The sequence below is a fragment of the Arthrobacter glacialis genome (genome assembly GCF_002909415.1).
GTDB lineage: Bacteria > Actinomycetota > Actinomycetes > Actinomycetales > Micrococcaceae > Specibacter > Specibacter glacialis.
In genome coordinates this window covers 24,767-49,786 of record NZ_PPXB01000013.1, presented here as the reverse complement: position 1 = coordinate 49,786, position 25,020 = coordinate 24,767, and the positions used below count along the sequence as shown (strand labels likewise).

Here is a 25,020-nt window from a genome sequence, read left to right as displayed (position 1 = left end):
CCCATATCTGAGCGAGCGTCGGTATAAAACGCCCCGTATGTGAGCGAGCGTCGGTAGGGGGATGGAGTTAGATGTCGCCTCGAATGAAGGCTTCAACCTTCTCGTGGGCCACGTCGTCCGCGTACTGCTCCGGCGGGGACTTCATGAAGTAGCTTGAGGCTGACAGGATGGGCCCGCCGATGCCGCGGTCCAGGGCAATCTTCGCCGCACGGATGGCGTCGATGATGACACCTGCCGAGTTGGGTGAATCCCATACTTCAAGCTTGTATTCCAGGGACACGGGGGCGTCACCGAAGTTGCGGCCTTCCAAGCGGACGAAGGCCCACTTGCGGTCATCGAGCCAGGCTACGTAGTCCGACGGACCAATGTGGACGTCGTCTGCACCCAACACGGCTGAGGTGTTGGAGGTGACGGCCTGGGTCTTGGAGATCTTCTTGGATTCCAGACGGTCGCGCTCGAGCATGTTCTTGAAGTCCATGTTGCCACCAACGTTGAGCTGGTAGGTGCGGTCCAAAATGACGCCGCGGTCTTCGAAGAGTTTCGCCATGACGCGGTGCGTGATGGTGGCACCGATCTGGCTCTTGATGTCATCGCCCACGATCGGCACGCCTGCGGCGGTGAACTTGTCAGCCCATTCCTTGGTGCCGGCAATGAAGACGGGCAGGGCGTTGACGAAGGCAACGCCGGCGTCGATGCAGCACTGTGCATAGAACTTGGCCGCCGCTTCCGAGCCAACAGGAAGGTAGCACACCAGAACATCAACCTTGGCGGCTTTGAGTGTTGCCACAATGTCTACGGGGTCGGCGTCGGACTCCACGATGGTCTCGCGGTAGTACTTGCCCAGACCGTCAAGTGTATGTCCGCGCAGTACGGGAACATCGAGGTTCGGCACGTCGGCCAGCTTGATGGTGTTGTTCTCACTGGCCCCGATGGCGTCCGAGAGATCAAGTCCTACCTTTTTGCTGTCAACATCAAACGCGGCTACAAACGTCACGTCATTGACATGGTACTTGCCGAACTCAACGTGCATCAGGCCCGGTACTTTCACGGACGCATCAGCATTTTGGTAGTACTGGACACCCTGGACCAGAGACGAGGCACAGTTACCCACACCGACAATGGCAACCCGAATAGGATGATTGGACACGGAACTCCTTCATAAAAACTAACAGGGTCCGGCTCTCACACTTGTGGTGATGGGTCGACGCACGCCTTCACGGTTGACATAAAGACACGACGCACGGCTATTTCGACCGGACCTGACGCCCCAACGGCGCCCTTAACCATTCTAGTCAACTACTGCTGCCCCGATTTTGTTCCCTCAGGGCAGCAGTGTCTCGCAGTTTTGTCACAAAACCGCCAAGAACGCTACTTTTGCGCCCAGCGGTTGATGTCGGATTCCACAGCGAACTCATCAATGGCATGTAGCTCAGCCGCGCTAAATTCCAGGTTGTTGATGGCTGCAATGTTGTTTTCCAGCTGCGCCACGCTCGAGGCACCCACCAGGGCCGAGGTGACCGGCGTGCCTTTGGGCTGCTCGCGCAGAATCCAGGCGATGGCCATCTGGGCCAGTGACTGGCCGCGGCCGGTGGCAATCGCATTGAGGCCACGCACACGATCCATCTTCTCTGCCGTGAGGTCATGCTCGTGCAGGAAGTGCTCCTTCGCCGCACGGGAATCGGCGGGAACGCCCTTCAAATAGCGATCAGTGAGCACGCCCTGCGCCAACGGTGAGAAGGCAATCGAGCCGGCGCCTACGGCGTCGAGCGCCTCATACAGGTTCGGCTCCCCGTTTTCAGTCCAGCGGTTCAGCATGGAGTAGGAGGGCTGGTGGATGAGCAGCGGCGTGCCCATTTCCTTCAGGATGCGGGCGGCTTCCAGGGTTTGGGCCGGCGTGTAGGAAGAAATGCCTGCGTAGAGTGCCTTGCCCGAGCGCACGGCGTGGTCAAGTGCGCCCATGGTCTCCTCCATGGGCGTTTCCGGGTCCGGGCGGTGGCTGTAGAAGATGTCAACGTAGTCCAGACCCATGCGGGTCAACGATTCGTCCAGGCTGCCCAGCAGGCTCTTGCGGGAGCCCCACTCGCCGTACGGGCCGGGCCACATCAAGTAGCCGGCCTTGGTGGAGATGACCAACTCGTTGCGGTGCGCAGCGAAGTCATCCTTGAAGTGTCGGCCAAAATTGGTTTCCGCACTGCCTGCCGGCGGGCCGTAGTTGTTGGCCAGGTCAAAGTGGGTGACACCTAAGTCGAAGGCGCGGCGCAGGATGTCCCGCTGCACGTCGAAGGACTTGTCGTCCCCAAAGTTGTGCCACAAGCCCAGCGAAATGGCTGGCAATTTCAGTCCACTGCGTCCAACGCGGCGGTAGGGCATGGTCTCGTAACGGTTTTCCGCTGCATGAAAAGTCATACTTGTTATCTTGCCACCACCGGTCCCCTGCCAACCGCCATTTGGGTGGCCCTGCCAGACACACCCTTACGGAGCCGTCCCGGCCCCCCGCCAGCATGTCTGTGAAGGATCACCTTCCATGAATGGCCCGCAAGATGAGGGCCGAGCGCGATGCCACCGGGACCACATCCCCGGCCCCGAAGTGGCTGGCAATGGGCCCGTCGGTGTGGATCTCCACCACCCAGCGCTGGGCATACTCGGCACTGGGAAGCGTGAAGTTCACACCATCGTCACTGGCGTTGAAGAGCATCAGGAAGGAATCATCCACTACGGCCTGGCCTCGGGCGTCGCAGTCAGGGATGCCGTCACCGTTCAGGTAAACACCAACGCTGCGACCCATTGCGTTGTCCCAATCGGCTGCGGTCATGGCCGCTGAGTCGGGACGCAACCACACAATGTCCGGCAGCTCGGCGTCGTCCCCGCGATCCACGGGCCGCCCGCTGAAGAACCTGCGACGGCGGAACACAGGGTGCGCCGCCCGCAACCGTCCCAGCCGGGAGACAAAGTCCACCAGCTCCGTGTCCGCAGCCGCCCAGTTGATCCACGTCAGCGGCGAATCCTGGGCGTAGGCGTTGTTGTTGCCGTTTTGGGTCCTGCCCAGTTCGTCCCCGTGCAGGATCATCGGGACGCCCTGGGACAGCAGCAAGGTGGTGAGGAAGTTGCGTTGCTGGCGGGCACGCAACACGTTGATGCCGGCGTCGTCGGCGGGGCCTTCCACACCAAAGTTCCAGGAGCGGTTGTGGGATTCACCGTCCCGGTTGTCCTCCCCGTTGGCCTCATTGTGCTTGTCGTTGTAACTGACCAGGTCGGCCAGGGTGAATCCGTCGTGGGCGGTGACAAAGTTGATGGAAGCCACGGGGCGGCGCCCGGAATGGCCATACAAATCCGAGGAGCCTGTGAGGCGGGTGGCAAATTCGCCCAGGGTGGCCGGTTCGCCGCGCCAAAAGTCCCGCACAGTGTCGCGGAACTTGCCGTTCCATTCGGTCCACTGCGGCGGGAAGTTGCCCACCTGGTGGCCACCGGGACCCAAATCCCACGGCTCCGCGATCAGCTTGACCTGGGAGACCACCGGATCTTGCTGCACCATTTCAAAGAACGTTGACAGCTTGTCCACATCATAGAATTCGCGGGCCAGTGTGGCGGCCAGGTCAAAGCGGAAGCCGTCCACATGCATCTCGGTCACCCAGTACCGCAAAGAATCCATGATGAGTTGCAGGGCGTGCGGTTCCCGGACGTTGAACGAATTCCCCGTCCCGGTGTAGTCCAGGTAGTGCTCCGGCTCCCCTTCGATGAGCCGGTAGTAGGCATCATTGTCAATCCCGCGGAAGGACAGCGTGGGGCCCAAATGGTTGCCCTCGGCCGTGTGGTTGTACACCACGTCAAGGATGACCTCCAGGCCGTTGGCGTGCAGTTCCTTGACCATTTCCTTGAACTCGCGCACCTGCCCGCAGGGATCGCTGCTGGACGCGTATTCATTGTGCGGAGCGAAGAAGCCAATGGTGTTGTAGCCCCAATAGTTCCGCAGCCCCTTGACCTCCAGGGCATTGTCCTGGACAAATTGGTGCACCGGCATAAGTTCGACGGCGGTCACCCCCAGGTTTTTCAGGTGGGCCACCACCGCGGGGTGGGCAACCCCGGCATACGTGCCACGCTGATGTTCGGGTACGTCCGGGTGCAGCGCCGTCAGCCCCTTCACATGGGCCTCGTAGATGACGCTTTGGTGGTACGGAACATTCGGGCGGGCGTCGGCGCGGCCATGGGCGTCGGTCCAGTCGAAGCCGTCCGGCACCACCACACTCCGGTAGCTGTGGGCGGCCGAGTCCTCATCATTGCGGGTCAGCGGCTGTACAAAATCGTAGGCATACATCGGCTGGCCCCAGACGATGTTCCCGCTCACGGCCCGCGCATAGGGATCCAGCAGCAGCTTATTAGCGTTGAAGCGCAGCCCGTTGGCTGGTTCCCATGGCCCATCCACCCTGTACCCATAGTGCTGGCCGGCCCCCACTCCGGGGACATAGCCATGCCAAACGTAGCCATCCACTTCCGTGAGCGGCAGGCGGGTCTCCGCTCCGGCGTCGTCAAACAAACACAGCTGCACCGCCTGCGCACCGTCACTGAACAAGGCAAAATTGGTGCCTTGTCCGTCTGCGTGTGCTCCCAGCGGGTGATCCTTGCCCGGCCAAATTTCCACGATTCCCCTTGTCCTCAGCGCTTCTGGCTTAGTTCTGCCCACACGGCAGGGATGCGCGCCGCCAGCAAACCCGCGTTTATGGGCTGCTCAACGTCGGTCTGCGCCAGCTGGCCGTGGAGGGCGGCTGCGAGCGCAGCGGTCCTGGCCAGGTCGATCGGTCCGGCACTCATGGCCAGCAGGGCCACCAATATCCCGGCAAGAGTGTCTCCGCTCCCAGCTGTGGCCAACCGGGCCGTGCCGTTAGCTTGGGTGAAGACCGCCCCATTGGGAGCGGCCACAATGGTGGTGGGCCCCTTGAGGAGCACCACAGCCCCCAGCAGCGCCGCGGCCTGGCGGGCGGCGGCCAGTGGGGAGGCCTCAATCTGGGCGCGGCTCACTAAAACTCCGCAGCGGGCCAGCAGTGCCGAAAGTTCCCCGGCATGAGGGGTCAGGATCAGGTGTTCGTTGGTGGCGGCCTGGGTGGCTGGCTGCACCAGAGCCAAGGCTGCAGCGTCCACCACTGTTGGCAGCCCTGAAGCAATCGCCGCGGCGGCCAGGTCCAGTTGGGCCTGGTCTCCGTCAATCCCGGGCCCGGCGAGCCACGCTTGAACGCGCACCTCATCGGGAGAATTTTGCGAACAGACTACTTCGGGGTTGCGCACGTAGATGGCTGCTGCCACCTGCTCGGGGCCAAGATAGCGCACCATCCCCGGCCCGCACGCGGATGCCGCCGCCACGGCCAGCAATCCCGCGCCGGGATACTGCACCGACCCTGCAATCACCCCTGCAACACCGCGGGTGTATTTGTGGGCCGCGGCCGAGGGCTGCGGCAAGAACGCAGCCAAATCCCCTGCTTCGAGTCGGGACAATTCGGGCGGCCCCAGCTGCTGGCCGATTCCGAGGCCCACCAGGGCCACGGTACCGGCGGACTGCTCGCCCGGAGCGCTGAGCAGTCCCGTTTTGTGGGCACCAAAAGTGACCGTGAGATCGGCAGACAGCACGGGGCCATGCACCTCCCCCGTCGTCGCGTCCACGCCGCTGGGGAGATCGCAGGCCACCACCGCGGGCCCGTCGCCGGCAAATTCCGCCAGTTGCGCCACAACCCCGGCCACAGGCTCCCGCAGTCCGCCGCTGCCGCCGGTCCCCAGCAATCCGTCAATGACGACGTCGGACTGCCGGGCTTCGTCCATAAAGCTCACCGGTGCGCCATCTGCGCCAAGCACAAGGCAACGTCCCCCGGACTTCCCAAACGCGGCCAGCGCCTCGGGGTGGGTCCGTGCACTGGTGAGCAACGCCGTCGTCCGGGCTCCGCGCGCGGCCAGGTGGGCGCCCGCGTAGAGGGCATCCCCGCCGTTGTTGCCCGATCCCACCAGCAGCACCACGTTAGCCCCGTAGATGCCTTTTCCCCGCGATCGCAGCACCGAGACCACGCCCATGGCGAGGCCGTGCGCTGCTGTGCGCATGAGTTCCGGGCCACGCCCGGCACTGAGCAGTGGCTGTTCGGCGGCCCGGACGGCGGCGGCTGAGTAGGCCTGGAGCATCTCAGCTCTCGGCTATCACCATGGCTGTGGAAATACCGCCATCGTGACTCATGGACAGGTGCCAGTGCTTGATGCCCTTGGACTTGGCCACGGCCGCCACGGTCCCCAAGACGTTGATAGTGGGCCCGTTCTCATCCAAACCGATCCAGCAGTCCTGCCAGTTCATTCCAGCCGGTGCCCCCAAAGCCTTGGCCACGGATTCCTTGGCGGCGAACCGGGCGGCGAGCGACTGCGTGTTCAAACCGCGTTCGGCCGGCACAAACAGCCTGTCAATCAGCCCCGGAGTCCTCTCCAGCTGGCGGCCGAAGCGCTCAATATCAACAACATCTACACCAATCCCAATGATCATGACCCCAGCCTATTCCCCAGCGGCTCCCCCGGCTCGCAAGCTCACCGCGGGCCCCTCGCCACCGTGGCCCCTCGCCACCGTGGCCCCACCCAGCGGCTCCCCCGGCTCGCAAGCTCACCGCCAAAAAGGACGGCGCTTGCGGTTAAAGCCGGCGGTGGAGCACCGGCTTTAACCGCAAGCGCCGTCCCACGTGGGTCAGCGTGCCGTTTCCGTTATTCGACAGTGACGGACTTGGCCAGGTTGCGTGGCTGGTCCACGTCATAGCCCTTGGCCATGGCCAGTTCGCAGGCGAAGATCTGCAGCGGAACAGTCGTCAACAACGGCGCCAGCAGTGGGCTGGTTTCGGGGATGTAGAAGACGTGCTCGGCAAATTCGCGCACCGACTCGTCGCCTTCTTCTGCAATCACAATGGTCTTGGCGCCGCGCGCCCTGACTTCTTGGATGTTTGACACCACTTTGGAGTGCAAGGAATCACGGCCGCGCGGAGATGGCACCACCACAATGACCGGCTGACCCTCTTCAATCAAGGCGATGGGCCCATGCTTGAGCTCGCCGGCGGCAAAGCCTTCGGCATGGATGTAGGCCAATTCCTTGAGCTTCAGCGCCCCTTCCATGGCCACGGGATAGCCCACGTGGCGGCCCAGGAAGAGGACCGAGCGCGTGTCAGCCATGCTGCGGGCAAGTTCCTTGATCTGCTCCGAGTTGGCCAGCACGGTGGCAATCTTGGCAGGAGTCTTAGCCAGCTCAGCCAGAATGTCCTTGATCTGTCCCTGGAACAGGTTTCCGCGCAGCTGTGCCAAATAAAGACCCAGCAGGTACGCGGCCGTGATCTGGGCCAGGAACGCCTTGGTGGAGGCAACAGCAATCTCCGGGCCCGCATGCGTGTACAGGACTGCGTCAGATTCGCGGGGAATGGTGGATCCGTTGGTGTTGCAGATCGCCACAGTCTTGGCGCCCTGTTCGCGGGCATAACGGACAGCCATCAAGGTGTCCATGGTTTCCCCGGACTGTGAGAGGGAAACGATGAGGGTGTTTTCATCAACAATGGGGTCGCGGTACCGGAACTCATGGGACAGTTCCACTTCGGTGGGAATTCGGCACCAGTGCTCAATGGCGTAGCGGGCCACCTGCCCGGCGTAGGCCGAGGTGCCACAGGCCAGCACAATGATTCGGTTGATGGATTTCAGGACTGCCGGGTCCACCCGGATCTCGTCCAATGTCAGGTTGCCGTCAATGTCAGAGCGACCCAGCAAGGTCTGCGCCACGGCATCCGGCTGGTCGTTGATCTCTTTTTCCATGAAGGACGGGTAGCCGTCCTTTTTGGCGGCGGCCGCGTCCCAATCCACCAGGTATTCGCGGCCTTCGGCGGGCACGCCGTGGAAATCGGTGATGGTGACGTTGTCCGCGGTGATGGTGACGACCTGGTCCTGGCCCAGTTCCACGGCGCGGCGTGTGTAGTCGATGAAGCCGGACACATCTGATCCCAGGAAGTTTTCGCCGTCACCCAAACCAACAACGAGGGGCGAGTTCCGGCGGGCGGCAACAACCACTCCGGGCTCGTTGGCGTGCGTTGCCACCAGGGTGAAAGCCCCTTCGAGACGCTGCGCCACCATCTGCATGGCCGTGGAGAGCAGGCTGCCCTCAACCGTTCCAACGGCCTCCAAATCCTGGTACACCTCACCCAACAAGGTTGCGGCCACTTCGGTGTCAGTCTGGGAGAGGAAGCTGTGGCCGTGCGCCACCAGCTCTGCTTTGAGCGGAGCATAGTTTTCAATGATGCCGTTGTGGATCACGGCAAGCTTTCCGCCAGCAACCACGTGCGGGTGGGCGTTGGCATCCGTTGGCCCGCCGTGGGTGGCCCAGCGAGTGTGACCAATCCCTGTCACAGAGGCCGGGAGGGGGTTGGCATCCAGTTCGTCCAGGAGCCGGGCAAGCTTGCCGCTTTTCTTGCGCATTTCAATGCCATTGGCCGTGACCAACGCAACGCCAGCGGAGTCGTAGCCCCTGTATTCCAGTCGGCGCAGCCCCTCAACGAGGACTTCCAAAGCACCGTGAGTTGCTGACGACGTTGATCCTTGAGCCGGGGCAGTACCGGCGTATCCCACAATTCCACACATGAAAATCAATCATAATCCCCACTGTGAAGGCAGGACGTTCTACCTTATCGAGGGGAATGTGACGTGAAAAACAGTCAGTGATGTTTCTCCCGCCGTAACCTCCCGTTTCCCACCCCACCCCAAACAAGGCAGAATTGAAAGTGTGACAGCGCAAAGAACTGAGTCCGCCAACAGCGTCAGTGCCTCCCCTTTTGTGGAGCTGGACCGGCAAACGTGGTCCCGCCTTGCCAACAAAATTGAACAGCCGCTGGATGAGGAAGACGTCCAGCGCCTCCGCGGCTTGGGAGATCAGTTGGACATGCGCGAAATCCGTGACGTCTATTTGCCGCTCTCACGCCTGCTGAATCTCTACGTGGGCGCTGCCGGCCATTTGCACAGCGCCACCACCACTTTCCTGGGTGAGAGGGGTTCACGCACACCGTTTGTGATTGGTGTTGCCGGTTCTGTTGCTGTGGGCAAGTCCACAACTGCCCGCGTGTTGCGTGAAATGCTGCGCCGCTGGCCGGACACCCCCAACGTTGAATTGGTCACCACCGACGGCTTCCTCTACCCCAACGCCGAGCTGGAACGCCGCGGGCTGATGGGCCGCAAGGGCTTCCCGGAGTCCTACGACCGCCGAGCGCTTCTGCGTTTTGTCAGCACCGTCAAGAGCGGCGCCGAGGAAGTCCGCGCCCCCATGTACTCCCACCTGAGCTACGACATCCTGCCGGACAAGGAAGTGGTTGTCCGGCGCCCCGACGTGCTCATAGTGGAGGGCTTGAATGTCTTGGCGGCTGCTCGCCCGCGCGCCGACGGCCGCTCAGGCCTGGCCGTCAGTGACTTCTTTGACTTCTCCATCTACGTCGACGCCAAAACCAGCTACATCGAGCAGTGGTATGTGGAGCGCTTCCGTTCCCTGCGCACCAGCTCCTTTGCCGATCCCGAGTCGTACTTCCGCCGCTACGCCGGCCTCTCAGACAGCGAAGCCACGGCCACCGCGTCCCGGATTTGGAAGAGCATCAACGAGCCCAATCTGCTGCAGAATGTGCTCCCCACCCGTGGCCGCGCCCAGCTGGTCTTGACCAAGGAATCCGACCATTCAATTCGGCGCATGTTGTTGCGGAAAGTCTAGCGCCAGTGGACCGCCTCCGCCCGACCCCGCGTAGCTTGGCGGATCGCCTGCGAGCCGGCTTGAGCTGGCCACGCCCGGGCAGTGTGGCGGTCTCAGCCATCGGCGCTGGGCTGATTTTCTGCGGCGCGGTGGGGCTGGAAGCTGGGTCACTGCAATCATCTGCCAACCCATCCCCGCCCAGTACGACGGCGAACTCGACTCCGCGCCCGCCCTCCCCCTCCTCTGGGCAACCGTCATCCCCGGTGAGTCCACGCTCCACCACCCAGGCTCCGGCGTCGACCATCCCCAGCACGCCCGCCAGCTCCCTCCCGATCGCGGGCGCAAGTGCTGACGCCCCCATTCAAAAGCTCTTCGCCACGGGAACGGCGGCACCTGCCCAGGAATCCCTGCGCAGTATCGCCAACCCGGAGAGTCCTTTGGTGTTGGTCAACAAGACACACCCACTGACCCCTGTGGACTATATGCCAGCTGATTTAGTTACCCTGCCCGTGCGCACAGGATCCACGGAACCTGCGCTGCTGCGCGCCGAGGCCGCAGCGGCGGTGGAGCGCATGTTCGCTGCGGCCGCTGCCGAAGGTGTCAGCATCAGCATCAAGAGCAGCTACCGCTCCTTCGAAACCCAGACCAGCGTGTACAACGGCCATGTGGCCAGCAAAGGGGTGGCTGCGGCAGATGCCTCCTCCGCCCGGCCCGGTTTCTCCGAGCACCAAAGCGGATTCGCCCTGGACATTGGCGACGCCAATTCCGGCGCCGACTGCGATTTCACCTTTTGTGTGGCGGACACGGCGGCGGGGAAGTGGGTGGCCGCGCACGGGGCCGACCACGGCTTTGTGGTGCGGTATCCCGTGGGCTTGGAGTCCACAACCGGCTATCTCGCTGAGCCATGGCACCTGCGCTACCTGGGGATTGCCGTAGCCCAGGACATGAGGGTCAGGGGGATCCAAAGCTATGAAGACTATCTGGGGTTGCCTGACGCCCCCAGCTACAAATAGCCGTGCGAAAAAATGTATGAACACAAAGCAGTCATAACAACCCCAAGTGCGGTATTTTAGGGACATGTTAAAGGGATTCAGAGACTTCATAATGAAAGGCAACGTCGTAGACCTTGCCGTCGCCGTCGTCATCGGTGCAGCGTTCGGGGCCGTCATCACTTCCCTGGTCGAGAACATCTTGATGCCGCTTCTCGCGGCACTGACGAGTTCCCCCAACTTCGATGCCTTCGGCGTCGTCAACGTCAATGGCGTTGACATCAAATTTGGGGTGTTCCTGACCGTACTGGTCAACTTTGTTTTGGTCGCAGCAGCCATCTACTTCGTGGTCGTCATGCCCATGAACCATATGATCGCCCGACGCAACGCGAAGCTGGGCATCAAGGAAGAAGAACCGCCCGTTGACGCGCAAATTGAGCTGCTCACCGAAATCCGTGATGCACTCACGGCCCGTCCCAGCGGCGGAGCCCACTAACACCCACTTCTAATGCAAGGAGGCGGCATCCCCACCGGGGTTGCCGCCTCCTTGCATTAGAAGTCTCTTAGAGCGACAACTCAGCCTTGACCACGTTGACCAGCTCGTTGCAGATGCGCTCAGCAGTTTGCATGTCAGCGGCTTCCACCATGACCCGGACCAAGGCCTCGGTCCCCGACGGGCGCAAGAGCACCCGGCCGGCGTCTCCCAGCTCGGCCTCAGCCTTTGCTATGGCTGCGTTAATGGCCGGCACGGACGACGCGCGGGACTTGTCCACGTTCTTGACGTTGATCATCACCTGGGGCAGCTTGGTCATGGCGCTGGCAAGTTCCTTCAGCGACTTGCCAGTCAAAGCCACTTGGGCAGCCAGCTGGAGGCCTGTCAGTACACCGTCGCCTGTGGTGGCGTACTTGGAGAAAATGACGTGCCCTGACTGTTCTCCACCGAGGGTGTAGTCGCCCCGGCGCATTTCCTCGAGCACGTACCTGTCCCCGACGCCTGTTTCGCGGATGGTGATCCCGGCGTCGCGGAGGGCAATCTTCAAGCCCAGGTTGCTCATGACAGTGGCCACCAGGACATCGTCCTTGAGTTCGCCGGACGCTTTCAATGCCAGGGCCAATATGGCCATGATCTGGTCGCCGTCAATGACGTTGCCTTCATGGTCGACGGCCAGGCAGCGGTCAGCGTCGCCGTCGTGGGCTATGCCCAAATCAGCGCCTGTTGCGAGAACTGTCTTCTGGAGTAATTCGAGGTGGGTGGAACCAACCCCGTCATTGATGTTCAATCCGTTTGGCTCGGCTCCGATGACCGTGATCTGTGCGCCGGCATCGGTGAAGACCTGGGGTGAACATCCGCTCGCGGCACCGTGGGCACAGTCCAGAACAATCTTCAGACCGTCGAGCCGGTGCGGCAGGGTGCCCAGCAGGTGCACAACATACCTGTCCTCGGCGTCCGAGAAACGCTGAATCCGGCCCACATCGATGCCTACCGGTCGGTAAGCGTCGTGCTGGAGCTGAGCTTCAATGGCCTCTTCCACCTCGTCAGGCAGCTTGGTGCCGCCCCGAGCAAAGAATTTGATGCCGTTATCTGGTGCCGGATTGTGCGAGGCGGAGATCATCACACCAAAATCAGCACCCAGATCAGCGATCAGGAAGGCTGCTGCGGGCGTGGGCAGCACCCCGGCGTCGTACACGTCGACGCCGGCACTGGCCAGTCCCGCTTCAACAGCAGCACCGATAAACTCGCCACTGGCGCGCGGGTCGCGGGCTATGACGGCTCTGGGGCGCTTTCCCTCGCTCATTTGCTCGTGGCCCAACACCACAGCAGCGGCTTGAGCGAGTGACAGGGCTAGTTCAGCCGTCAGCAGGCCATTGGCCAAACCGCGGACACCGTCTGTTCCAAATAATCTTGACATCCCGTTCAGTCTAAATCATGGAGCCGTAGAATCAGCTTTCCTCTCATGATGCGATAGACCACACGGCACTGGGCCCGGATGATTGCGCTGCTTTCATGCCACCATTCTCGTCCGGTTGCGAGGCTGCGGGGGCGCTACAGACATTCGCCTCAGGTGGCCCGGGGACGCATGTCCGCAACGGCCCACGGGCACAAAAAGTCCCCGGCTCACAAAGCGAACAGGGGACTTTTGAAAGCGATATTAGCGCTTGTGGAGCCAAGCGCTCAATTCAGCGCCGGAACCCAAAAAGTCCCCGGCTCACAAAGCGAACAGGGGACTTTTGAAAGCGATATTAGCGCTTGTGGAGCCAAGCGCTCAATTCAGCGCCGGAACCCAAAAAGTCCCCGGCTCGCAAAGCGAGCCGGGGACTTTTATGGGAGCGCTGAATTTAGCGCTTGGAGTACTGCGAAGCCTTACGTGCCTTCTTAAGACCAGCCTTCTTACGCTCGATGACGCGAGCGTCACGAGTCAGGAAGCCTGCCTTCTTCAGGATCGCGCGGTTGTTCTCAGTGTCGATCTCGTTCAAGGAACGAGCAACACCCAGACGCAAAGCACCGGCCTGGCCTGAGGGGCCACCACCGTGGATGCGGGCCCAAACGTCGTACGCGCCATCCAGGTCGAGGAGGCGGAACGGGTCGTTTACTTCCTGCTGGTGCAGCTTGTTCGGGAAGTAGTTGGAGAGCTCGCGGCCGTTAACGATCCACTTGCCGGTGCCGGGTACAACGCGAACGCGGGCAATTGCCTGCTTGCGACGACCAACAGCAGCGCCTGAGACTGTCAAAGCCGGGCGTTCCTTCTTGGGTGCTGCATCTGCTGCAGCTGAGCTTTCGCTCGTGTAGCTAGTCAAAACTTCTTCCTCGGCCACGACGGCCTCGGCGTTCAGCTCTTCAGTATTCTGAGCCACGATTCTCCTTGATAAATATTGGGTTGGTGGCCAGGACTACTGGGCGACCTGGGTGATTTCAAACGTCTTGGGCTGCTGAGCGGCGTGCGGGTGCTCAGCACCGCGGTAAACCTTCAGCTTGCCGATCTGGGCTGCGCCCAGCTTGGTCTTCGGGAGCATGCCAGCGATGGCCTTCTCCACTGCGCGAACCGGGTTTTTCTCCAACAGTTCGGCATAGTTCACGCTGGACAGACCGCCCGGGTGACCGGAGTGGCGGTATGCGCGCTTCTGTTCGAGCTTGGCGCCTGTCAAGGCAACCTTCTCGGCGTTGATGATGATGACGAAATCGCCCATATCCATATGGGGAGCGAAGGTCGGCTTGTGCTTTCCACGCAGCAGAGGTGCAGCCTGGCTGGCAAGACGGCCCAAGACAACGTCGTTGGCATCAATGATGTGCCACTGACGGTTGATATCGCCGGGCTTCGGGGTGTACGTACGCACGGTTTTTGCCTTCGTTTCTTGTTCTTAGGTGGTGTCACAGATGGTTGACACCTGCTATCTATGCGCTTACCGGAACAGAGGTGAGGGCTCTAACACCAGTCATCCTTACACTTCCCGATGACACCCGTTCAGTGGTAGTCCTGCAACCGGACCTGTAACGGGCGCGTGATATCGAGATAGGACACGCACAACGACTACCAACGATAGCGTTAATACTGCCCTCTGGTCAAAGCGAACGAAATGTCTGCTCAGATTCCGGCCCCAAGAGGCGCCTTAATGGTCTCTGTTGGCACGCGCCGCGTCCTGGTCAGGACCGCCCGTTCATGCATAGCCGTCTCGTGAGGGTAGTGAACTTCCTCAAGAATTAGTGGGTGCGGCGCCGCCAGAACCGACTTGGCGTCCCGGATTCCCGCCACTAGGCGCTGGTTCATCCAGTCAGGGCTTTCGCGCCCCTCCCCCACCATCAGCGCAGCGCCTGTCAACGCTCGGACCATGTTGTGGCAAAAGGCGTCCGCCTGAACGTTGAGATTAATGACACCATCGTCGTCTTGTTCAAAATCAAGGCGCTGCAAGGTACGCACGGTGGTCGAACCCTCCCGTGGCTTGGCAAATGCAGCAAAGTCGTGCAGTCCCAACAGCGGCGCCACGGCTTGGTTCATGAGCGCCACGTCCAACTCGCGGGGGTGCCACAGGGTCAGTGCCCTCTGCAGCGGGTCCCTGCGTGTGCAGCCATCGGCGATGCGGTAGCTGTAGCGCCGCCACAGGGCCGAGAAACGGGCATCAAAGCCCGTGGGTGCCACGGAGGCCCGCACAATCTCCACTGAGCCGTGCAGCTCGCCCAGTACCCGCCCCAGGGCGCCGTTGAGGCGCCGTTGGAGGGAAAGTTCGGACACCTCGTCATGTCCGCGCCGCAGCCCGTCCCATTCCGCCGGGGTGAAGTCCAGGTGGGCCACCTGGCCGCGGGCGTGAACGCCAGCGTCGGTACGGCCGGCAACGGTGAGGCGTACAGGCCTGCGCACGATCATAAACAGGGCTTCCTCAATGACGCCTTGGACTGTGCGGACACCTGGCTGGATGCCCCAGCCGTTGAACGGGCTGCCGTCGTAGGCAATGTCCAACCGGGCCCTCATCAGGCCTCGTGCTTCGGGGGAAAGTTTGGGGTTGTGCATGGCCTCAATTCTACCGGGGGCGCCACCTGGGCCGGAACGCAAAGAACCCGCCACCCAGACGGGTGGCGGGTTCTTTGCGTTAGAACTAAAGCTTTCGCTTAGGCCTTACTTGGTCTCTTCAGCAGCAGCTTCGTCAGCTACAACTTCGGTTTCCACAACTTCTTCGCTCGGTGCTTCTTCAACCGGAGCAGCCTTGACTGCAGCAGCTGTAGCTTCCTTCACAACGGCCTGCTTGGCGCTGACCGGCTCCAGAACGAGCTCGATGACAGCCATGGGGGCGTTGTCGCCCTTACGGTTGCCGATCTTGGTGATGCGGGTGTAGCCGCCGTCGCGGTTCTCCACAGCCGTGGCGATGTCGGTGAACAGCTCGTGGACAATGCCCTTGTTGCTGATCAGGCCGAGAACGCGGCGGCGTGAAGCCAAGTCGCCACGCTTTGCGAAAGTTACCAGTCGCTCTGCGTAGGGGCTCAGGCGCTTTGCCTTGGTCAAGGTGGTGGTGATCCGCTTGTGCTCGAACAGAGCGGCGGACAGGTTCGCGAGCATCAAGCGCTCGTGAGCCGCTCCGCCTCCGAGGCGGGGACCCTTAGCGGGTGTAGGCATGGTGTTTCTCCTCAAGTATCAGTCGGACCGCAAGCGGATGCATCATTTGCATCCGCCGGGCCGACTAAAAAATATTGTTGTTCGTCTTTAGAGTTCGTCGTCGCTGTAAGCGTCGTCGTTCTCGTCAAGGGCTGCGGCACGGGCGGCCAGATCAAATCCTGGAGGGGAATCCTTCAGGGAGAGACCGAGCTCAACCAACTTTGCCTTTACCTCGTCGATGGACTTCGCACCAAAGTTGCGAATGTCCATCAGGTCAGCCTCGGAGCGAGCAACGAGTTCACCCACGGAGTGGATGCCCTCACGCTTGAGGCAGTTGTAGGAACGAACCGTCAGGTCCAGGTCCTCGATCGGCAGGGCCATGTCTGCGGCAAGAGCAGCGTCCGTCGGGGACGGACCAATCTCAATGCCCTCAGCCGCGGTGTTCAGCTCGCGGGCCAATCCGAACAGTTCAACCAGCGTGGTGCCGGCAGAGGCAATGGCATCCCGCGGGGAGATGGCCTGCTTGGTCTCTACATCAACAATCAGCTTGTCAAAGTCAGTGCGCTGTTCAACACGGGTTGCTTCCACGCGGAAGGTCACCTTCAGAACGGGTGAGTAGATCGAGTCAACCGGGATACGGCCAATCTCTGCATCGACGTTCTTGTTCTGGGCTGCTGAAACGTAGCCGCGACCGCGCTCGATGGTCAGCTCGAGTTCGAACTTGCCCTTCGAGTTCAGCGTGGCAATGTGCATGTCAGGGTTGTGGAATTCCACACCGGCCGGCGGGGCAATGTCTGCAGCCGTAACAACGCCAGGGCCCTGCTTGCGCAGGTAGGCGACGACGGGCTCGTCATGCTCCGAAGACACGGACAATCCCTTGATGTTCAGGATGATCTCAGTGACATCTTCCTTAACACCGGGAACCGTGGTGAACTCATGCAGAACACCATCGAGGCGGATGCTGGTGACAGCAGCGCCAGGAATGGAGGACAGCAAGGTCCGACGCAGGGAATTTCCCAGGGTGTAACCGAAGCCAGGCTCCAACGGTTCGATAACGAACCGTGAACGGTTTTCGGAAACTACTTCTTCAGATAGGGTGGGGCGCTGTGCAATGAGCACTGGGGTTTCCTTTCAGCGAGCATCCGCTATATGACGCAACACAGGTAGTGGAAATGACGGCTGACGAAACTTACCGGCGGCGGAGTTGGCCCCCACCAAGGTGAAGGCCAACTCTGCTGCTTAAATCTCGTTAGACGCGACGGCGCTTGGGCGGACGGCAGCCGTTGTGGGCGCTGGGGGTGACATCCGAGATGGAGCCAACCTCAAGTCCAGCAGCCTGCAGCGAACGGATAGCCGTTTCGCGGCCCGAGCCCGGACCCTTTACGAAAACGTCAACCTTGCGAAGGCCATGCTCCTGTGCGCGCTTGGCAGCTGCTTCAGCAGCCATCTGTGCAGCGTACGGAGTTGACTTACGCGAGCCCTTGAAGCCAACTTCACCGGCAGAAGCCCATGAGATGACTGCACCGTTCGGATCCGTGATGGAAACGATGGTGTTGTTAAAGGTGCTCTTGATGTGCGCCTGGCCCAGCGCAATATTCTTTTTATCCTTGCGACGCGGCTTACGAACCGCTCCACGAGTCTTTGGGGGCATTATATTCTCCTACGAAAGTTTTTTAAGGGCGGTGGACACTGAGGCCCACGCTAGCCGGGTTCCTAAGGAAATTGCGGAGCAATTCTTAGGGAGGTAGTGGTGACTACCTGCCGGCCTTCTTCTTGCCTGCGACGGTGCGCTTCGGACCCTTGCGGGTACGTGCGTTGGTCTTCGTGCGCTGGCCATGCACAGGCATGCCGCGACGGTGACGGATACCCTGGTAGCTACCGATTTCAACCTTGCGGCGGATATCAGCTGCAACCTCGCGACGAAGGTCACCCTCAACCTTGTAGTTACCCTCGATGTTGTCGCGCAACTGAACGAGCTCAGCATCGGACAAGTCCTTGACACGGACATCCGGGGAAATCCCGGTCTCTGCCAAGACTTTTTTTGCACGGGTCTTACCGACGCCGTAAATGTATGTAAGCGCTACTTCCAACCGCTTTTCGCGGGGAAGGTCTACGCCAGCGAGACGTGCCATATTTGGCTGCTCCTTGTGTAAACCGGAGGTCGTAGACAGTACACCCGCATATTATCTAAATGCGGCCCTGGCCTCCGACCAGGGGTCCATTGAACGGTTGCGGATTGCTCCGCCTTCGTCCAACCTTGTGCTGCCTTATATATGTACTTGCATGAGCAGATGCTCAGGGATTTCCTCAAAAGAGGAAATTAGCCCTGGCGCTGCTTGTGGCGCGGGTTCTCGCAGATCACCATGACTCGACCGTTACGGCGAATCACCTTGCACTTATCGCAGATCTGCTTGACGCTCGGCTTAACCTTCATGGCATTCCTTTGCGTGATTGCAGTTGTGGTTATTTGTAGCGGTAGACGATACGACCACGTGTCAGATCGTAAGGGCTCAGCTCCACCACAACTCGGTCCTCAGGAAGGATACGAATGTAGTGCTGGCGCATTTTTCCTGAGATATGGGCAAGAACGATGTGCTTGTTCGTCAACTCAACGCGAAACATCGCGTTGGGAAGCGCTTCAGTCACAACGCCCTCGATCTCAATGACCCCATCTTTCTTGGCCATATCCTCCGCTAACTTTGTTGCGCCGACACAGTCTTCTCCTGTTGGGGAAGAATGTCATCGGCATTCGATTTGCTACTGATTACTGTTCGTCCGATTGCACACCGCAAATGGGCAGGCACAGACAACCAACAACCTACTCTAGTGCAAATTGGCAAATAAGTTAAATTGAGCTATTGAGCGCCTGCTCCGGCGGGTACGGATTCAGCCTTCCGGCGGGTGTTTCCACAGCACTGGCGCTGCGCACACCGTCGTCAATGGCCAGACGCACTGCCTCCGCTGCAGCACTTTGCAGCTCAATGAGGGCCGCCACCGGGATGTCCGGATGGGGAACCAGAATTTCCGCGCACGTGGCCAGCGCGAAGATGGTATCGCCGTCGGCCAGTGTGTGCACAGGGTTCAGTGCGCGCGCCATGCCTGCGTGGGCGGCCGTGGCCGTTCGCTTGGCCTCGGCAACGGTCAGTGTCGCATTGGTGGCGACCACCACCAATGTGGTGTTGAGCCCCTCCCCCGCGGTCGGCGGCACCGTCCCGGGGCGCCAGGGAATGCCCGCGGCGTTCACCACAGCCACGGCGCCAACCACAATGTGGGCGTTCTGCCCCGTCAGCGACACCGAAGCAGTTCCCAGCCCGCCCTTGAAGGCGCCGGCGCCGATGGCCGCTCCCGTACCGGCGCCCACGTTCCCGCGTTCGACGACGGCCCGCTCGGCGGTGCTGGCGGCGTCCAGTGCCGCCTCGTAGCCCATGTCGGCGTTGGGCCGGGCGGAGAAGTTGCCGCCGCGGCCAAGGTCAAAGATCGCGGCTGCGGGCACAATGGGGACCACGCCGCCGGGGACCCGAAAGCCCCTGCCATTTTCTTCACACCAGCGCTGCACACCGCCTGCGGCAGCCAGCCCATAGGCGCTGCCGCCCGTGAGAACCACTGCATCAACGGTGGAAACCATGGTGGTGGGATCCAGTGCATCCGTTTCGTGGGTTCCCGGGCCGCCACCACGGACATCGACGGATCCTATGGTTCCTGGCGGCGGCAGGACCACGCTGACGCCGCTCAGCCAGCCGTTGCCGATGCGCTGCGAGTGACCTAGCTGAATGCCCGGCACGTCCGTGATGGCTCCGTGGGCTTTCCCTGCTGCTGCGCTCATGTGCCGTTCCTTGCCTGAGTGGTCCGCGCCGTGCATGGCCCGACTCCCTTCAACGATTATGTCCGGGGTCCGGCGCCCAAAGAGCAACTAACCCGCAGAAATCGCCGAAAAATCCGTCAAAAACGCATATTTTCGTCGATTTCTGCGGGCCAGTTGTCAGGGCAGGAACGAACAACCCTAGAGGTAGGGCAAGACGTTCTCTTCGTACGACTTCGTGATGGACGTCGCTGCCGTGGCGAAGGCTTCGGCCGGATCACCCTTTTGCAACATGATCTTTTCCAGTGCCGTGGTCAGGTCCTTGTCGCCGTTGGGGACAAACACACGGCCCCAGTCTTGGACGCGGGTGCCCGCCAGCTGGTCCACGGCCGTGCGGAACTGCGGTGTCTTGGCGTAGACGGCCTTCATGGTCTCGCCTTCCAGGGCCGAGGTGCGCACGGGCATGTAGCCGGTGTTGGAGGAGAAGTAGGCGGTGTTCTCCGCATTCGTCAGGAATTTCAGGAACATGCCGGCAGCCAGCTGCTGCTCCGGTGTCTTGTCTGCGGGGATGGCCAGGCCGGTGCCGCCCGTGGGGCAGGCGGGGCCCTTGGCACCCTCGGGCAGGAAGCCGGTTCCGACGTCGAACTTGGAGGAGGCGAGGATGCCGCTCAGCGACCCCGTGGAGGCGATGGTGCAGCCGGTGAGGCCCGCCCCGAAGTCGGCCACCTGATCCTTGGCTGTGACGGCAGCGCTCTTATTGTCGTAGATAATTGTCTGCAGGTACTTGGCAGCTTCGAGCGCCTCCGGCGTATCCAGGGTCATGGCCCAGTCCTTGGAATAGGCGCCTCCTGCACCCCACAACATGTTGCAGAACCACCAGGCGCTCCATGAGGTGCCCTTGCCCAGGCCCAAGGGGGTTATCTCGGTGGTGGCCTGGATCTTGGGCGCCCACTCATCGAATTCTGCCCACGTCTTTGGTGCACGGTCGGGCAGGCCGGCCTTCTCCCACACGGCCTTGTTGTAGTAGAACAGCGGCGTGGAGCGGGCATAGGGAACAGCCCAGTGTGACGCGGAGAATTCGTAGTCGCCATACAGCGTGCTGTTGAAGTCTTCGGTGTCGAACTCCAGGTGCTTGGCCAGCTGGTCCAGCGGCAGGATCTGGCCGTTGATCATGTAGCGGAACCACCAGACGTCGCTGGCGATGACTAGATCCGGTACATTGCTGGAGCCCGACGCGGCCTGGAACTTCTGGGCAACCTCGTCATAGTTGGCACCAGCGGTCACCAGGTTGACCTTTATGCCGCTCTCGGCCGTGAAACGCTTGATGATCTCCGATTCAATGTCCTTTGAGGTGCCAGGGTGGTTGGACCACCACGTGATCTCCTTGGCGGGGGTCACGGAGGCCCAGTCGGTGGCCGTCTCGGTGGCAGCACCGCCGGCTTGGCCGACGGCGGGTCCCCCACAGGCTGCCAATGCTGCCGAACCACCCACGAGGGCGGCTAGTTGGAGCAGCTGTCGGCGGTTCAGGTTTGCAAACGGTGAAGCTGTCATTCTTGTTCTCCTTGAAATCGTTGCCACCCGGAAAAGGGAAGGCATGTGCATGGCATAGGTGAAATTGCGGGCAGGGCGGTGCAGTTGGCAAGCATGGTTGGGCCTTAGCCGGTCACGGCACCGGAGGTGAGGCCTGTGACGATCCGGCGCTGCAGCAAGAAGAAGACGATGAGCACGGGAACCGTGATGAGCACAGTTCCGGCCATGAGCACACCCCAGTTCGTGACGCCGTCGTTGTTTTGCAAGAGGGTCAGACCCACGGGAAGTGTCATCATTTCCGCCTTGTCCACCACCAGCAGCGGCCAAAGGTATTCGTTCCATTCGGACACGATTGAAACCAGGGCCACCGCCGCGATGGTGGGTGCGGAGATCGGCACCACAAAACGCCACAGGCGGGTCCAGTGGCTGGCGCCGTCGAGCGCGGCGGCTTCGAGGATGGAGACCGGCAGGGTCAGGAAGTGCTGGCGGAACAAGAAGGTGCCAAAGGCGCTGGCGAGCCCGGGCAGGATCAGGCCTTGGTAGGTGTTGATCCAGCCAAGGTCGGAGATCAGGGTGTAGTTGGGGATGATGACGATCTGTTGCGGAACCAGAAGCGCAAAGACCACCAGTCCGAACACAAACTTCTTGAACGGGAATTCCAGAAACACCACGGCGTAGGCGGTGGTCAGGCCCAAGGTGATCTTCAGGGTGGCGCCCACAACGGTGGTAATCAATGAGTTGATGAAAAAGTTGCCAAAGGGAACGGCGGCCAGCGCACCGAAATAGTTGGACAGGGCAAAAGACTCCGGCACCCATTGGATGGGAACCGTATAGATTTCGTCGCGTTGCTTGAAGCTGGCAAGCAGCATCCATACCAACGGCAGCACCATTGCGGCAACGGCAAGCAACATCAGGAGGTAGCCGCCGATCCGGGGCCGTCCTTTCCTTGGCGGCTGTTGTGCCCGCTTCCCTGCGCCCTCGCCGTCGGTCCACGGCAGCATGTCTTCGCGCGGCACAGGGGATTTCCTTCTCACATCGAGGCTCATCAGTAGTGGACCTTCTTTTGGATAAACAACATTTGCACGGCCGTGACAACCAGCAGGACAAAGAACAAGACGGTGGCGATCGCCGAGGAGTACCCGGCCCTGCCGGTGGCAAATCCTTCCTGGTAGATCTGATACATCATGGTGGTGGTGCCTTCCAGCGGCCCGCCCTTGGTCATGGCCTGGATGATGTCAAAGGACTGCAGGGAACTGAGCAAGGTGGTGACAGAGAGGAAGAATGTGGTGGGCCCCAGCAGCGGCAGCACCACGTTGCGGAAATTGGCGAAGGGCCCGGCCCCGTCCAGCGTTGCCGCTTCAATGAGGTCCTTGGGCACGGCCTGCAGGGCGGCGAGGTAAATCAAGGCCACATAGCCGACGTTTTTCCACAGGTACACGACGATGATCATGGGCAGCGCCCACGCCGGATCGTTGTACCAGTCCGGCGAACCCAGCCCGACGGACTTCAGCACGGCGCCGAGAACACCAAAGTTCGGGTCAAAGACAAACAGCCAGAGAAGTCCGACGGCGACCCCGGACAAGACATACGGCGCAACGACTACCGTGCGGGCCATGCCCGTCCCCCGGAGTTTTCTGTTGAGCAGGAGCGCCAGGGAAAGGCCCAGGACCATGCCGCCCACAACAGTGACCAGTGTGAAGACGACTGTCACCCGCACCACGTTGGCGGTTGCGGGATCCGTGAACCAATTGACGTAGTTGTCCAGCCCGATGAAGCGGGCGGTGGCCGAGCCGATGTTCCATTGCAACAGCGAGTATTGCAAGGACTGCACCAGCGGCTTGTAGGTAAAGATGACTAGCAGGGCCACGTTGGGGCCGGCAAAGAGCAGGAACAGCAGCCACGATTTCCATGGCGTGCGGCGCTTGCGCTGCACCACCGGGTTCTGGTCTTGCTCCCCCGGGGTGGGCCGTGGCATGGCGTCTGCAACGGTTGCTAGCTGTGTCACCCGGTCAACGCCCTGCCATGGCGGGGGTGTCCAGGACGGCAGCTCGATCTCCGCGGATCAGTTCTGGATCGTCGGTGCAGATGCCGTCAGCACCCATATCCAACAATTCCTGGGCCCGGAGAGGGTCGTTGATGGTCCATGCCCAACCTTGCAGGCCGGCACTGTGAATCAGCTCGATGTCGTCCCGGTCCAGTCCAGCTTCCCAGATGGACACACCTTCACCGCCGTGGAGAAGTGCGAATTCAATGGCGGACGCCAGGTCTCTGCCCGCAAATTCTTCCTTGCCGACGCCCTCTGGGAGGAGCGCCGCAATCTTGTCAAAACTGCCCACACACAGCGGATAAACCTTGGCTCCCGGAGACTTGCGGACCAATTCGGCCAGCGCGTTCCAGTCTGCCGAAGAAGCAAACCAGTCAAGTCCCGGCACCCCGGAAACAACCTCGGCAACCGGGCCGGCCGACAAGGAGTCCTTGAGCTCGATGTTTACCCGCAACTTGCCGGCAGCCAGGTTGAGGACTTGTCCCAGGGTGGGCACGAACTGCCCAGCACCGGCGTCGAGCAGGCCAAGTTGATGCGCCGTGAAGTCAGTGATGTTTCCGGTGCCGTTGGTAGTGCGGTCGGCCGTGTCGTCATGGATCACTACGGGGATCCCGTCTGCGGACAGGTGCACGTCCAATTCAATGCCGTCAATACCAAGTTCAATGGCCCGGGAAAAGGCAGCCAGGGTGTTTTCCGGAAGATGCGCTGAAACGCCTCGGTGGGCATAGATGGACATGGATTTGCACTCCTGCAGTTTGTGGTCTGAGGGGCAGCCTTCGCTGGATTGGCGCGGGCCCCTTCGGCTTCATTGACCAAGCTACGGAGTGCAATATCAATTCCGGTGGCGCCAAGGTGGACTGCAGACAAACTAAGCCCAAATTGTTCCGTCAAACAAAAGTAACCCGCAGTAGTGGTCGAAAAATCACGAAATTCGTTGATTTTTCGACCACTACTGCGGGTCAGTTTGGAGGGGTGGCTGGAGGCGTTAGTCCAGCGGGACGGGGGTGACGCCCCACTGTGCCAGGCGCTCTGCTCCGCCGTCGGCGGCCGTCAGAACCCAAATGCCCTTGTTATGCACGGCAACTGAGTGTTCCCAGTGCGCAGCGCGGGCCTTGTCCGTGGTGACAACTGTCCAGTCGTCTTCGAGGGTCAGCGTTTCCAGTCCCCCACGCACCAGCATGGGTTCCAGCGCCAGGCACATGCCGGGCTTGAGCTTCGGGCCGCGGTGCTTGGACGCGTAGTTCAACACATCCGGTGCCATGTGCATGGCTGAGCCGATGCCGTGGCCCACATAGTCTTCCAAGATGCCGAGTTCTTTGCCGGGCTGGGAGGTGACGTATTCGTCAATGGCATCGCCAATGTCGCCAACGTACTTGGCACTGGCCATGGCCGCGATACCGCGCCACATGGCTTCCTCCGTAATGTCGCTCAGGCGGCGATCCGCGGGATCCTCGGCGCTGGGACCACCCACGATGGTTGTTCTGGCCGAGTCTGAGTGCCAGCCCTCCACAATGGAGCCACCATCAATGGAGATGATGTCGCCAGCTTCCAACACCCGGGCGCCTGGAATGCCGTGAACCACTTCTTCATTCACCGAAGTGCAGATGGAGGCGGGGAAGCCGTGGTAGCCCAGGAAGTTGGAGGTGGCTCCAGCCTTCTTCAGTTCCGCCGCGAAGATGGCATCCAGTTCGCCTGTGGTGACACCCGGCGCAACGGCTGCAATGGTGGTGTTGAGTGCACCATCAAGGATTAGCCCGCTGCGGCGCATGATGCGCATTTGGTCGATGGTCTTGTATTCAATTCTTTGCTGGCCAAACACCATGAAAGAACCCTTTCGCTAAAACGATTGAGGGCTCCTCCCCGTA

At 61.2% G+C, this 25,020-nt stretch carries 25 protein-coding genes; 3 read left to right on the top strand and 22 right to left on the bottom strand.

The features are described from left to right. Nucleotides 1-67 precede the first annotated feature (67 nt). From CVS28_RS14945 to glmS, 6 genes are all read right to left on the bottom strand, one after another. A complete protein-coding gene (locus CVS28_RS14945; protein ID WP_103464832.1) occupies nt 68-1,147 on the bottom strand; it encodes an inositol-3-phosphate synthase in 1,080 nt (359 codons plus the stop codon). Between the two features lie 221 nt (nt 1,148-1,368). Further along, a complete protein-coding gene (gene mgrA, locus CVS28_RS14940) occupies nt 1,369-2,406 on the bottom strand; it encodes an L-glyceraldehyde 3-phosphate reductase (protein ID WP_103464833.1) in 1,038 nt (345 codons plus the stop codon). Between the two features lie 109 nt (nt 2,407-2,515). Then, complete coding sequence (gene glgX, locus CVS28_RS14935; protein WP_103482015.1) at nt 2,516-4,636, bottom strand: glycogen debranching protein GlgX; 2,121 nt, start codon at nt 4,634-4,636, stop codon at nt 2,516-2,518. Between the two features lie 14 nt (nt 4,637-4,650). Beyond that, nucleotides 4,651-6,156 (bottom strand): NAD(P)H-hydrate dehydratase, encoded by a 1,506-nt coding sequence (locus CVS28_RS14930; RefSeq protein WP_103482014.1) that lies wholly within the window; start codon nt 6,154-6,156, stop codon nt 4,651-4,653. Between the two features lies 1 nt (nt 6,157). Next, nucleotides 6,158-6,505, bottom strand: a complete 348-nt coding sequence (locus CVS28_RS14925; protein ID WP_103464836.1) for a holo-ACP synthase — start codon at nt 6,503-6,505, stop codon at nt 6,158-6,160. Between the two features lie 212 nt (nt 6,506-6,717). After that, the gene (gene glmS, locus CVS28_RS14920) at nt 6,718-8,622 is read right to left on the bottom strand and encodes a glutamine--fructose-6-phosphate transaminase (isomerizing) (protein WP_103482013.1); all 1,905 of its coding nucleotides are present in this window, start codon (nt 8,620-8,622) and stop codon (nt 6,718-6,720) included. A 133-nt stretch (nt 8,623-8,755) separates the two neighbouring features. Here glmS and coaA point away from each other — a divergent pair, with 133 nt between their 5' ends. The 3 genes from coaA to mscL all read left to right on the top strand — a co-directional run bounded on the left by coaA (nt 8,756) and on the right by mscL (nt 11,197). Next, nucleotides 8,756-9,733 carry a type I pantothenate kinase gene (gene coaA, locus CVS28_RS14915; RefSeq protein ID WP_243399918.1) on the top strand — a complete coding sequence of 326 codons (978 nt, stop codon included), beginning with the start codon at nt 8,756-8,758 and terminating at the stop codon, nt 9,731-9,733. Nucleotides 9,734-9,975: 242 nt separating this feature from the next. Continuing rightward, nucleotides 9,976-10,725: a M15 family metallopeptidase gene (locus CVS28_RS14910; protein WP_103482012.1), complete on the top strand. Its 750-nt coding sequence runs from the start codon at nt 9,976-9,978 to the stop codon at nt 10,723-10,725. A 64-nt stretch (nt 10,726-10,789) separates the two neighbouring features. After that, nucleotides 10,790-11,197, top strand: coding sequence for a large conductance mechanosensitive channel protein MscL (mscL, locus tag CVS28_RS14905; protein WP_103464840.1), 408 nt, complete (start codon nt 10,790-10,792; stop codon nt 11,195-11,197). A gap of 67 nt (nt 11,198-11,264) precedes the next feature. Here mscL and glmM read toward each other — a convergent pair whose 3' ends face one another. The 16 genes from glmM to map form a co-directional block, all read right to left on the bottom strand. After that, complete coding sequence (gene glmM / locus CVS28_RS14900) at nt 11,265-12,611, bottom strand: phosphoglucosamine mutase (RefSeq protein WP_103464841.1); 1,347 nt, start codon at nt 12,609-12,611, stop codon at nt 11,265-11,267. A 427-nt stretch (nt 12,612-13,038) separates the two neighbouring features. Further along, complete coding sequence (gene rpsI, locus CVS28_RS14895) at nt 13,039-13,554, bottom strand: 30S ribosomal protein S9 (protein ID WP_103464842.1); 516 nt, start codon at nt 13,552-13,554, stop codon at nt 13,039-13,041. 36 nt (nt 13,555-13,590) lie between these two features. Continuing rightward, nucleotides 13,591-14,034, bottom strand: a complete 444-nt coding sequence (gene rplM / locus CVS28_RS14890; RefSeq protein WP_103464843.1) for a 50S ribosomal protein L13 — start codon at nt 14,032-14,034, stop codon at nt 13,591-13,593. Between the two features lie 248 nt (nt 14,035-14,282). Next, a complete protein-coding gene (gene truA, locus CVS28_RS14885) occupies nt 14,283-15,203 on the bottom strand; it encodes a tRNA pseudouridine(38-40) synthase TruA (protein WP_243399913.1) in 921 nt (306 codons plus the stop codon). Between the two features lie 105 nt (nt 15,204-15,308). Then, a complete protein-coding gene (gene rplQ / locus CVS28_RS14880) occupies nt 15,309-15,803 on the bottom strand; it encodes a 50S ribosomal protein L17 (protein ID WP_103464844.1) in 495 nt (164 codons plus the stop codon). A gap of 87 nt (nt 15,804-15,890) precedes the next feature. Further along, entirely contained in the window at nt 15,891-16,901 is a 1,011-nt protein-coding gene (locus CVS28_RS14875) for a DNA-directed RNA polymerase subunit alpha (protein ID WP_103464845.1), read from the bottom strand. Between the two features lie 130 nt (nt 16,902-17,031). Next, a complete protein-coding gene (rpsK, locus tag CVS28_RS14870; RefSeq protein WP_038464649.1) occupies nt 17,032-17,433 on the bottom strand; it encodes a 30S ribosomal protein S11 in 402 nt (133 codons plus the stop codon). Between the two features lie 103 nt (nt 17,434-17,536). Further along, a complete protein-coding gene (gene rpsM / locus CVS28_RS14865) occupies nt 17,537-17,914 on the bottom strand; it encodes a 30S ribosomal protein S13 (protein ID WP_103464846.1) in 378 nt (125 codons plus the stop codon). Nucleotides 17,915-18,102: 188 nt separating this feature from the next. Beyond that, entirely contained in the window at nt 18,103-18,216 is a 114-nt protein-coding gene (gene rpmJ / locus CVS28_RS14860; protein WP_011775570.1) for a 50S ribosomal protein L36, read from the bottom strand. A gap of 29 nt (nt 18,217-18,245) precedes the next feature. Next, nucleotides 18,246-18,467: a translation initiation factor IF-1 gene (infA, locus tag CVS28_RS14855; RefSeq protein WP_009358723.1), complete on the bottom strand. Its 222-nt coding sequence runs from the start codon at nt 18,465-18,467 to the stop codon at nt 18,246-18,248. 160 nt (nt 18,468-18,627) lie between these two features. Then, nucleotides 18,628-19,605 (bottom strand): P1 family peptidase, encoded by a 978-nt coding sequence (locus CVS28_RS14850; RefSeq protein ID WP_103482011.1) that lies wholly within the window; start codon nt 19,603-19,605, stop codon nt 18,628-18,630. Between the two features lie 177 nt (nt 19,606-19,782). Continuing rightward, on the bottom strand, nt 19,783-21,132 hold the full coding sequence (locus tag CVS28_RS14845; protein ID WP_103464847.1) for an ABC transporter substrate-binding protein: 1,350 nt from the start codon (nt 21,130-21,132) through the stop codon (nt 19,783-19,785). A 104-nt stretch (nt 21,133-21,236) separates the two neighbouring features. Beyond that, a complete protein-coding gene (locus CVS28_RS14840; RefSeq protein WP_103482010.1) occupies nt 21,237-22,157 on the bottom strand; it encodes a carbohydrate ABC transporter permease in 921 nt (306 codons plus the stop codon). Then, a complete protein-coding gene (locus CVS28_RS14835; protein WP_103482054.1) occupies nt 22,157-23,086 on the bottom strand; it encodes a carbohydrate ABC transporter permease in 930 nt (309 codons plus the stop codon). The genes CVS28_RS14840 and CVS28_RS14835 overlap by 1 nt, the downstream gene beginning before the upstream one ends. A 34-nt stretch (nt 23,087-23,120) precedes the next feature. Beyond that, nucleotides 23,121-23,891 carry a glycerophosphodiester phosphodiesterase gene (locus CVS28_RS14830; RefSeq protein WP_103482009.1) on the bottom strand — a complete coding sequence of 257 codons (771 nt, stop codon included), beginning with the start codon at nt 23,889-23,891 and terminating at the stop codon, nt 23,121-23,123. A 249-nt stretch (nt 23,892-24,140) separates the two neighbouring features. After that, nucleotides 24,141-24,977: a type I methionyl aminopeptidase gene (gene map, locus CVS28_RS14825; RefSeq protein WP_103482008.1), complete on the bottom strand. Its 837-nt coding sequence runs from the start codon at nt 24,975-24,977 to the stop codon at nt 24,141-24,143. Nucleotides 24,978-25,020 lie beyond the last annotated feature (43 nt).

What these genes read in the sequence shown, in the direction of transcription:
- mgrA (WP_103464833.1), bottom strand. Translation starts at nt 2,406, where the DNA reads ATGACTTTTCATGCAGCGGAAAACCGTTACGAGACCATGCCCTACCGC.
- infA (WP_009358723.1), bottom strand. Translation starts at nt 18,467, where the DNA reads ATGGCCAAGAAAGATGGGGTCATTGAGATCGAGGGCGTTGTGACTGAA.
- rpmJ (WP_011775570.1), bottom strand. Translation starts at nt 18,216, where the DNA reads ATGAAGGTTAAGCCGAGCGTCAAGCAGATCTGCGATAAGTGCAAGGTG.
- CVS28_RS14930 (WP_103482014.1), bottom strand. Translation starts at nt 6,156, where the DNA reads ATGCTCCAGGCCTACTCAGCCGCCGCCGTCCGGGCCGCCGAACAGCCA.
- rplQ (WP_103464844.1), bottom strand. Translation starts at nt 15,803, where the DNA reads ATGCCTACACCCGCTAAGGGTCCCCGCCTCGGAGGCGGAGCGGCTCAC.
- CVS28_RS14835 (WP_103482054.1), bottom strand. Translation starts at nt 23,086, where the DNA reads ATGCCACGGCCCACCCCGGGGGAGCAAGACCAGAACCCGGTGGTGCAG.
- CVS28_RS14840 (WP_103482010.1), bottom strand. Translation starts at nt 22,157, where the DNA reads ATGAGCCTCGATGTGAGAAGGAAATCCCCTGTGCCGCGCGAAGACATG.
- rpsK (WP_038464649.1), bottom strand. Translation starts at nt 17,433, where the DNA reads ATGCCCCCAAAGACTCGTGGAGCGGTTCGTAAGCCGCGTCGCAAGGAT.
- glmM (WP_103464841.1), bottom strand. Translation starts at nt 12,611, where the DNA reads ATGTCAAGATTATTTGGAACAGACGGTGTCCGCGGTTTGGCCAATGGC.
- mscL (WP_103464840.1), top strand. Translation starts at nt 10,790, where the DNA reads ATGTTAAAGGGATTCAGAGACTTCATAATGAAAGGCAACGTCGTAGAC.
- map (WP_103482008.1), bottom strand. Translation starts at nt 24,977, where the DNA reads ATGGTGTTTGGCCAGCAAAGAATTGAATACAAGACCATCGACCAAATG.
- CVS28_RS14925 (WP_103464836.1), bottom strand. Translation starts at nt 6,505, where the DNA reads ATGATCATTGGGATTGGTGTAGATGTTGTTGATATTGAGCGCTTCGGC.
- glmS (WP_103482013.1), bottom strand. Translation starts at nt 8,622, where the DNA reads ATGTGTGGAATTGTGGGATACGCCGGTACTGCCCCGGCTCAAGGATCA.
- CVS28_RS14845 (WP_103464847.1), bottom strand. Translation starts at nt 21,132, where the DNA reads ATGACAGCTTCACCGTTTGCAAACCTGAACCGCCGACAGCTGCTCCAA.
- CVS28_RS14830 (WP_103482009.1), bottom strand. Translation starts at nt 23,891, where the DNA reads ATGTCCATCTATGCCCACCGAGGCGTTTCAGCGCATCTTCCGGAAAAC.
- CVS28_RS14850 (WP_103482011.1), bottom strand. Translation starts at nt 19,605, where the DNA reads ATGAGCGCAGCAGCAGGGAAAGCCCACGGAGCCATCACGGACGTGCCG.
- truA (WP_243399913.1), bottom strand. Translation starts at nt 15,203, where the DNA reads ATGCACAACCCCAAACTTTCCCCCGAAGCACGAGGCCTGATGAGGGCC.
- rpsM (WP_103464846.1), bottom strand. Translation starts at nt 17,914, where the DNA reads ATGGCACGTCTCGCTGGCGTAGACCTTCCCCGCGAAAAGCGGTTGGAA.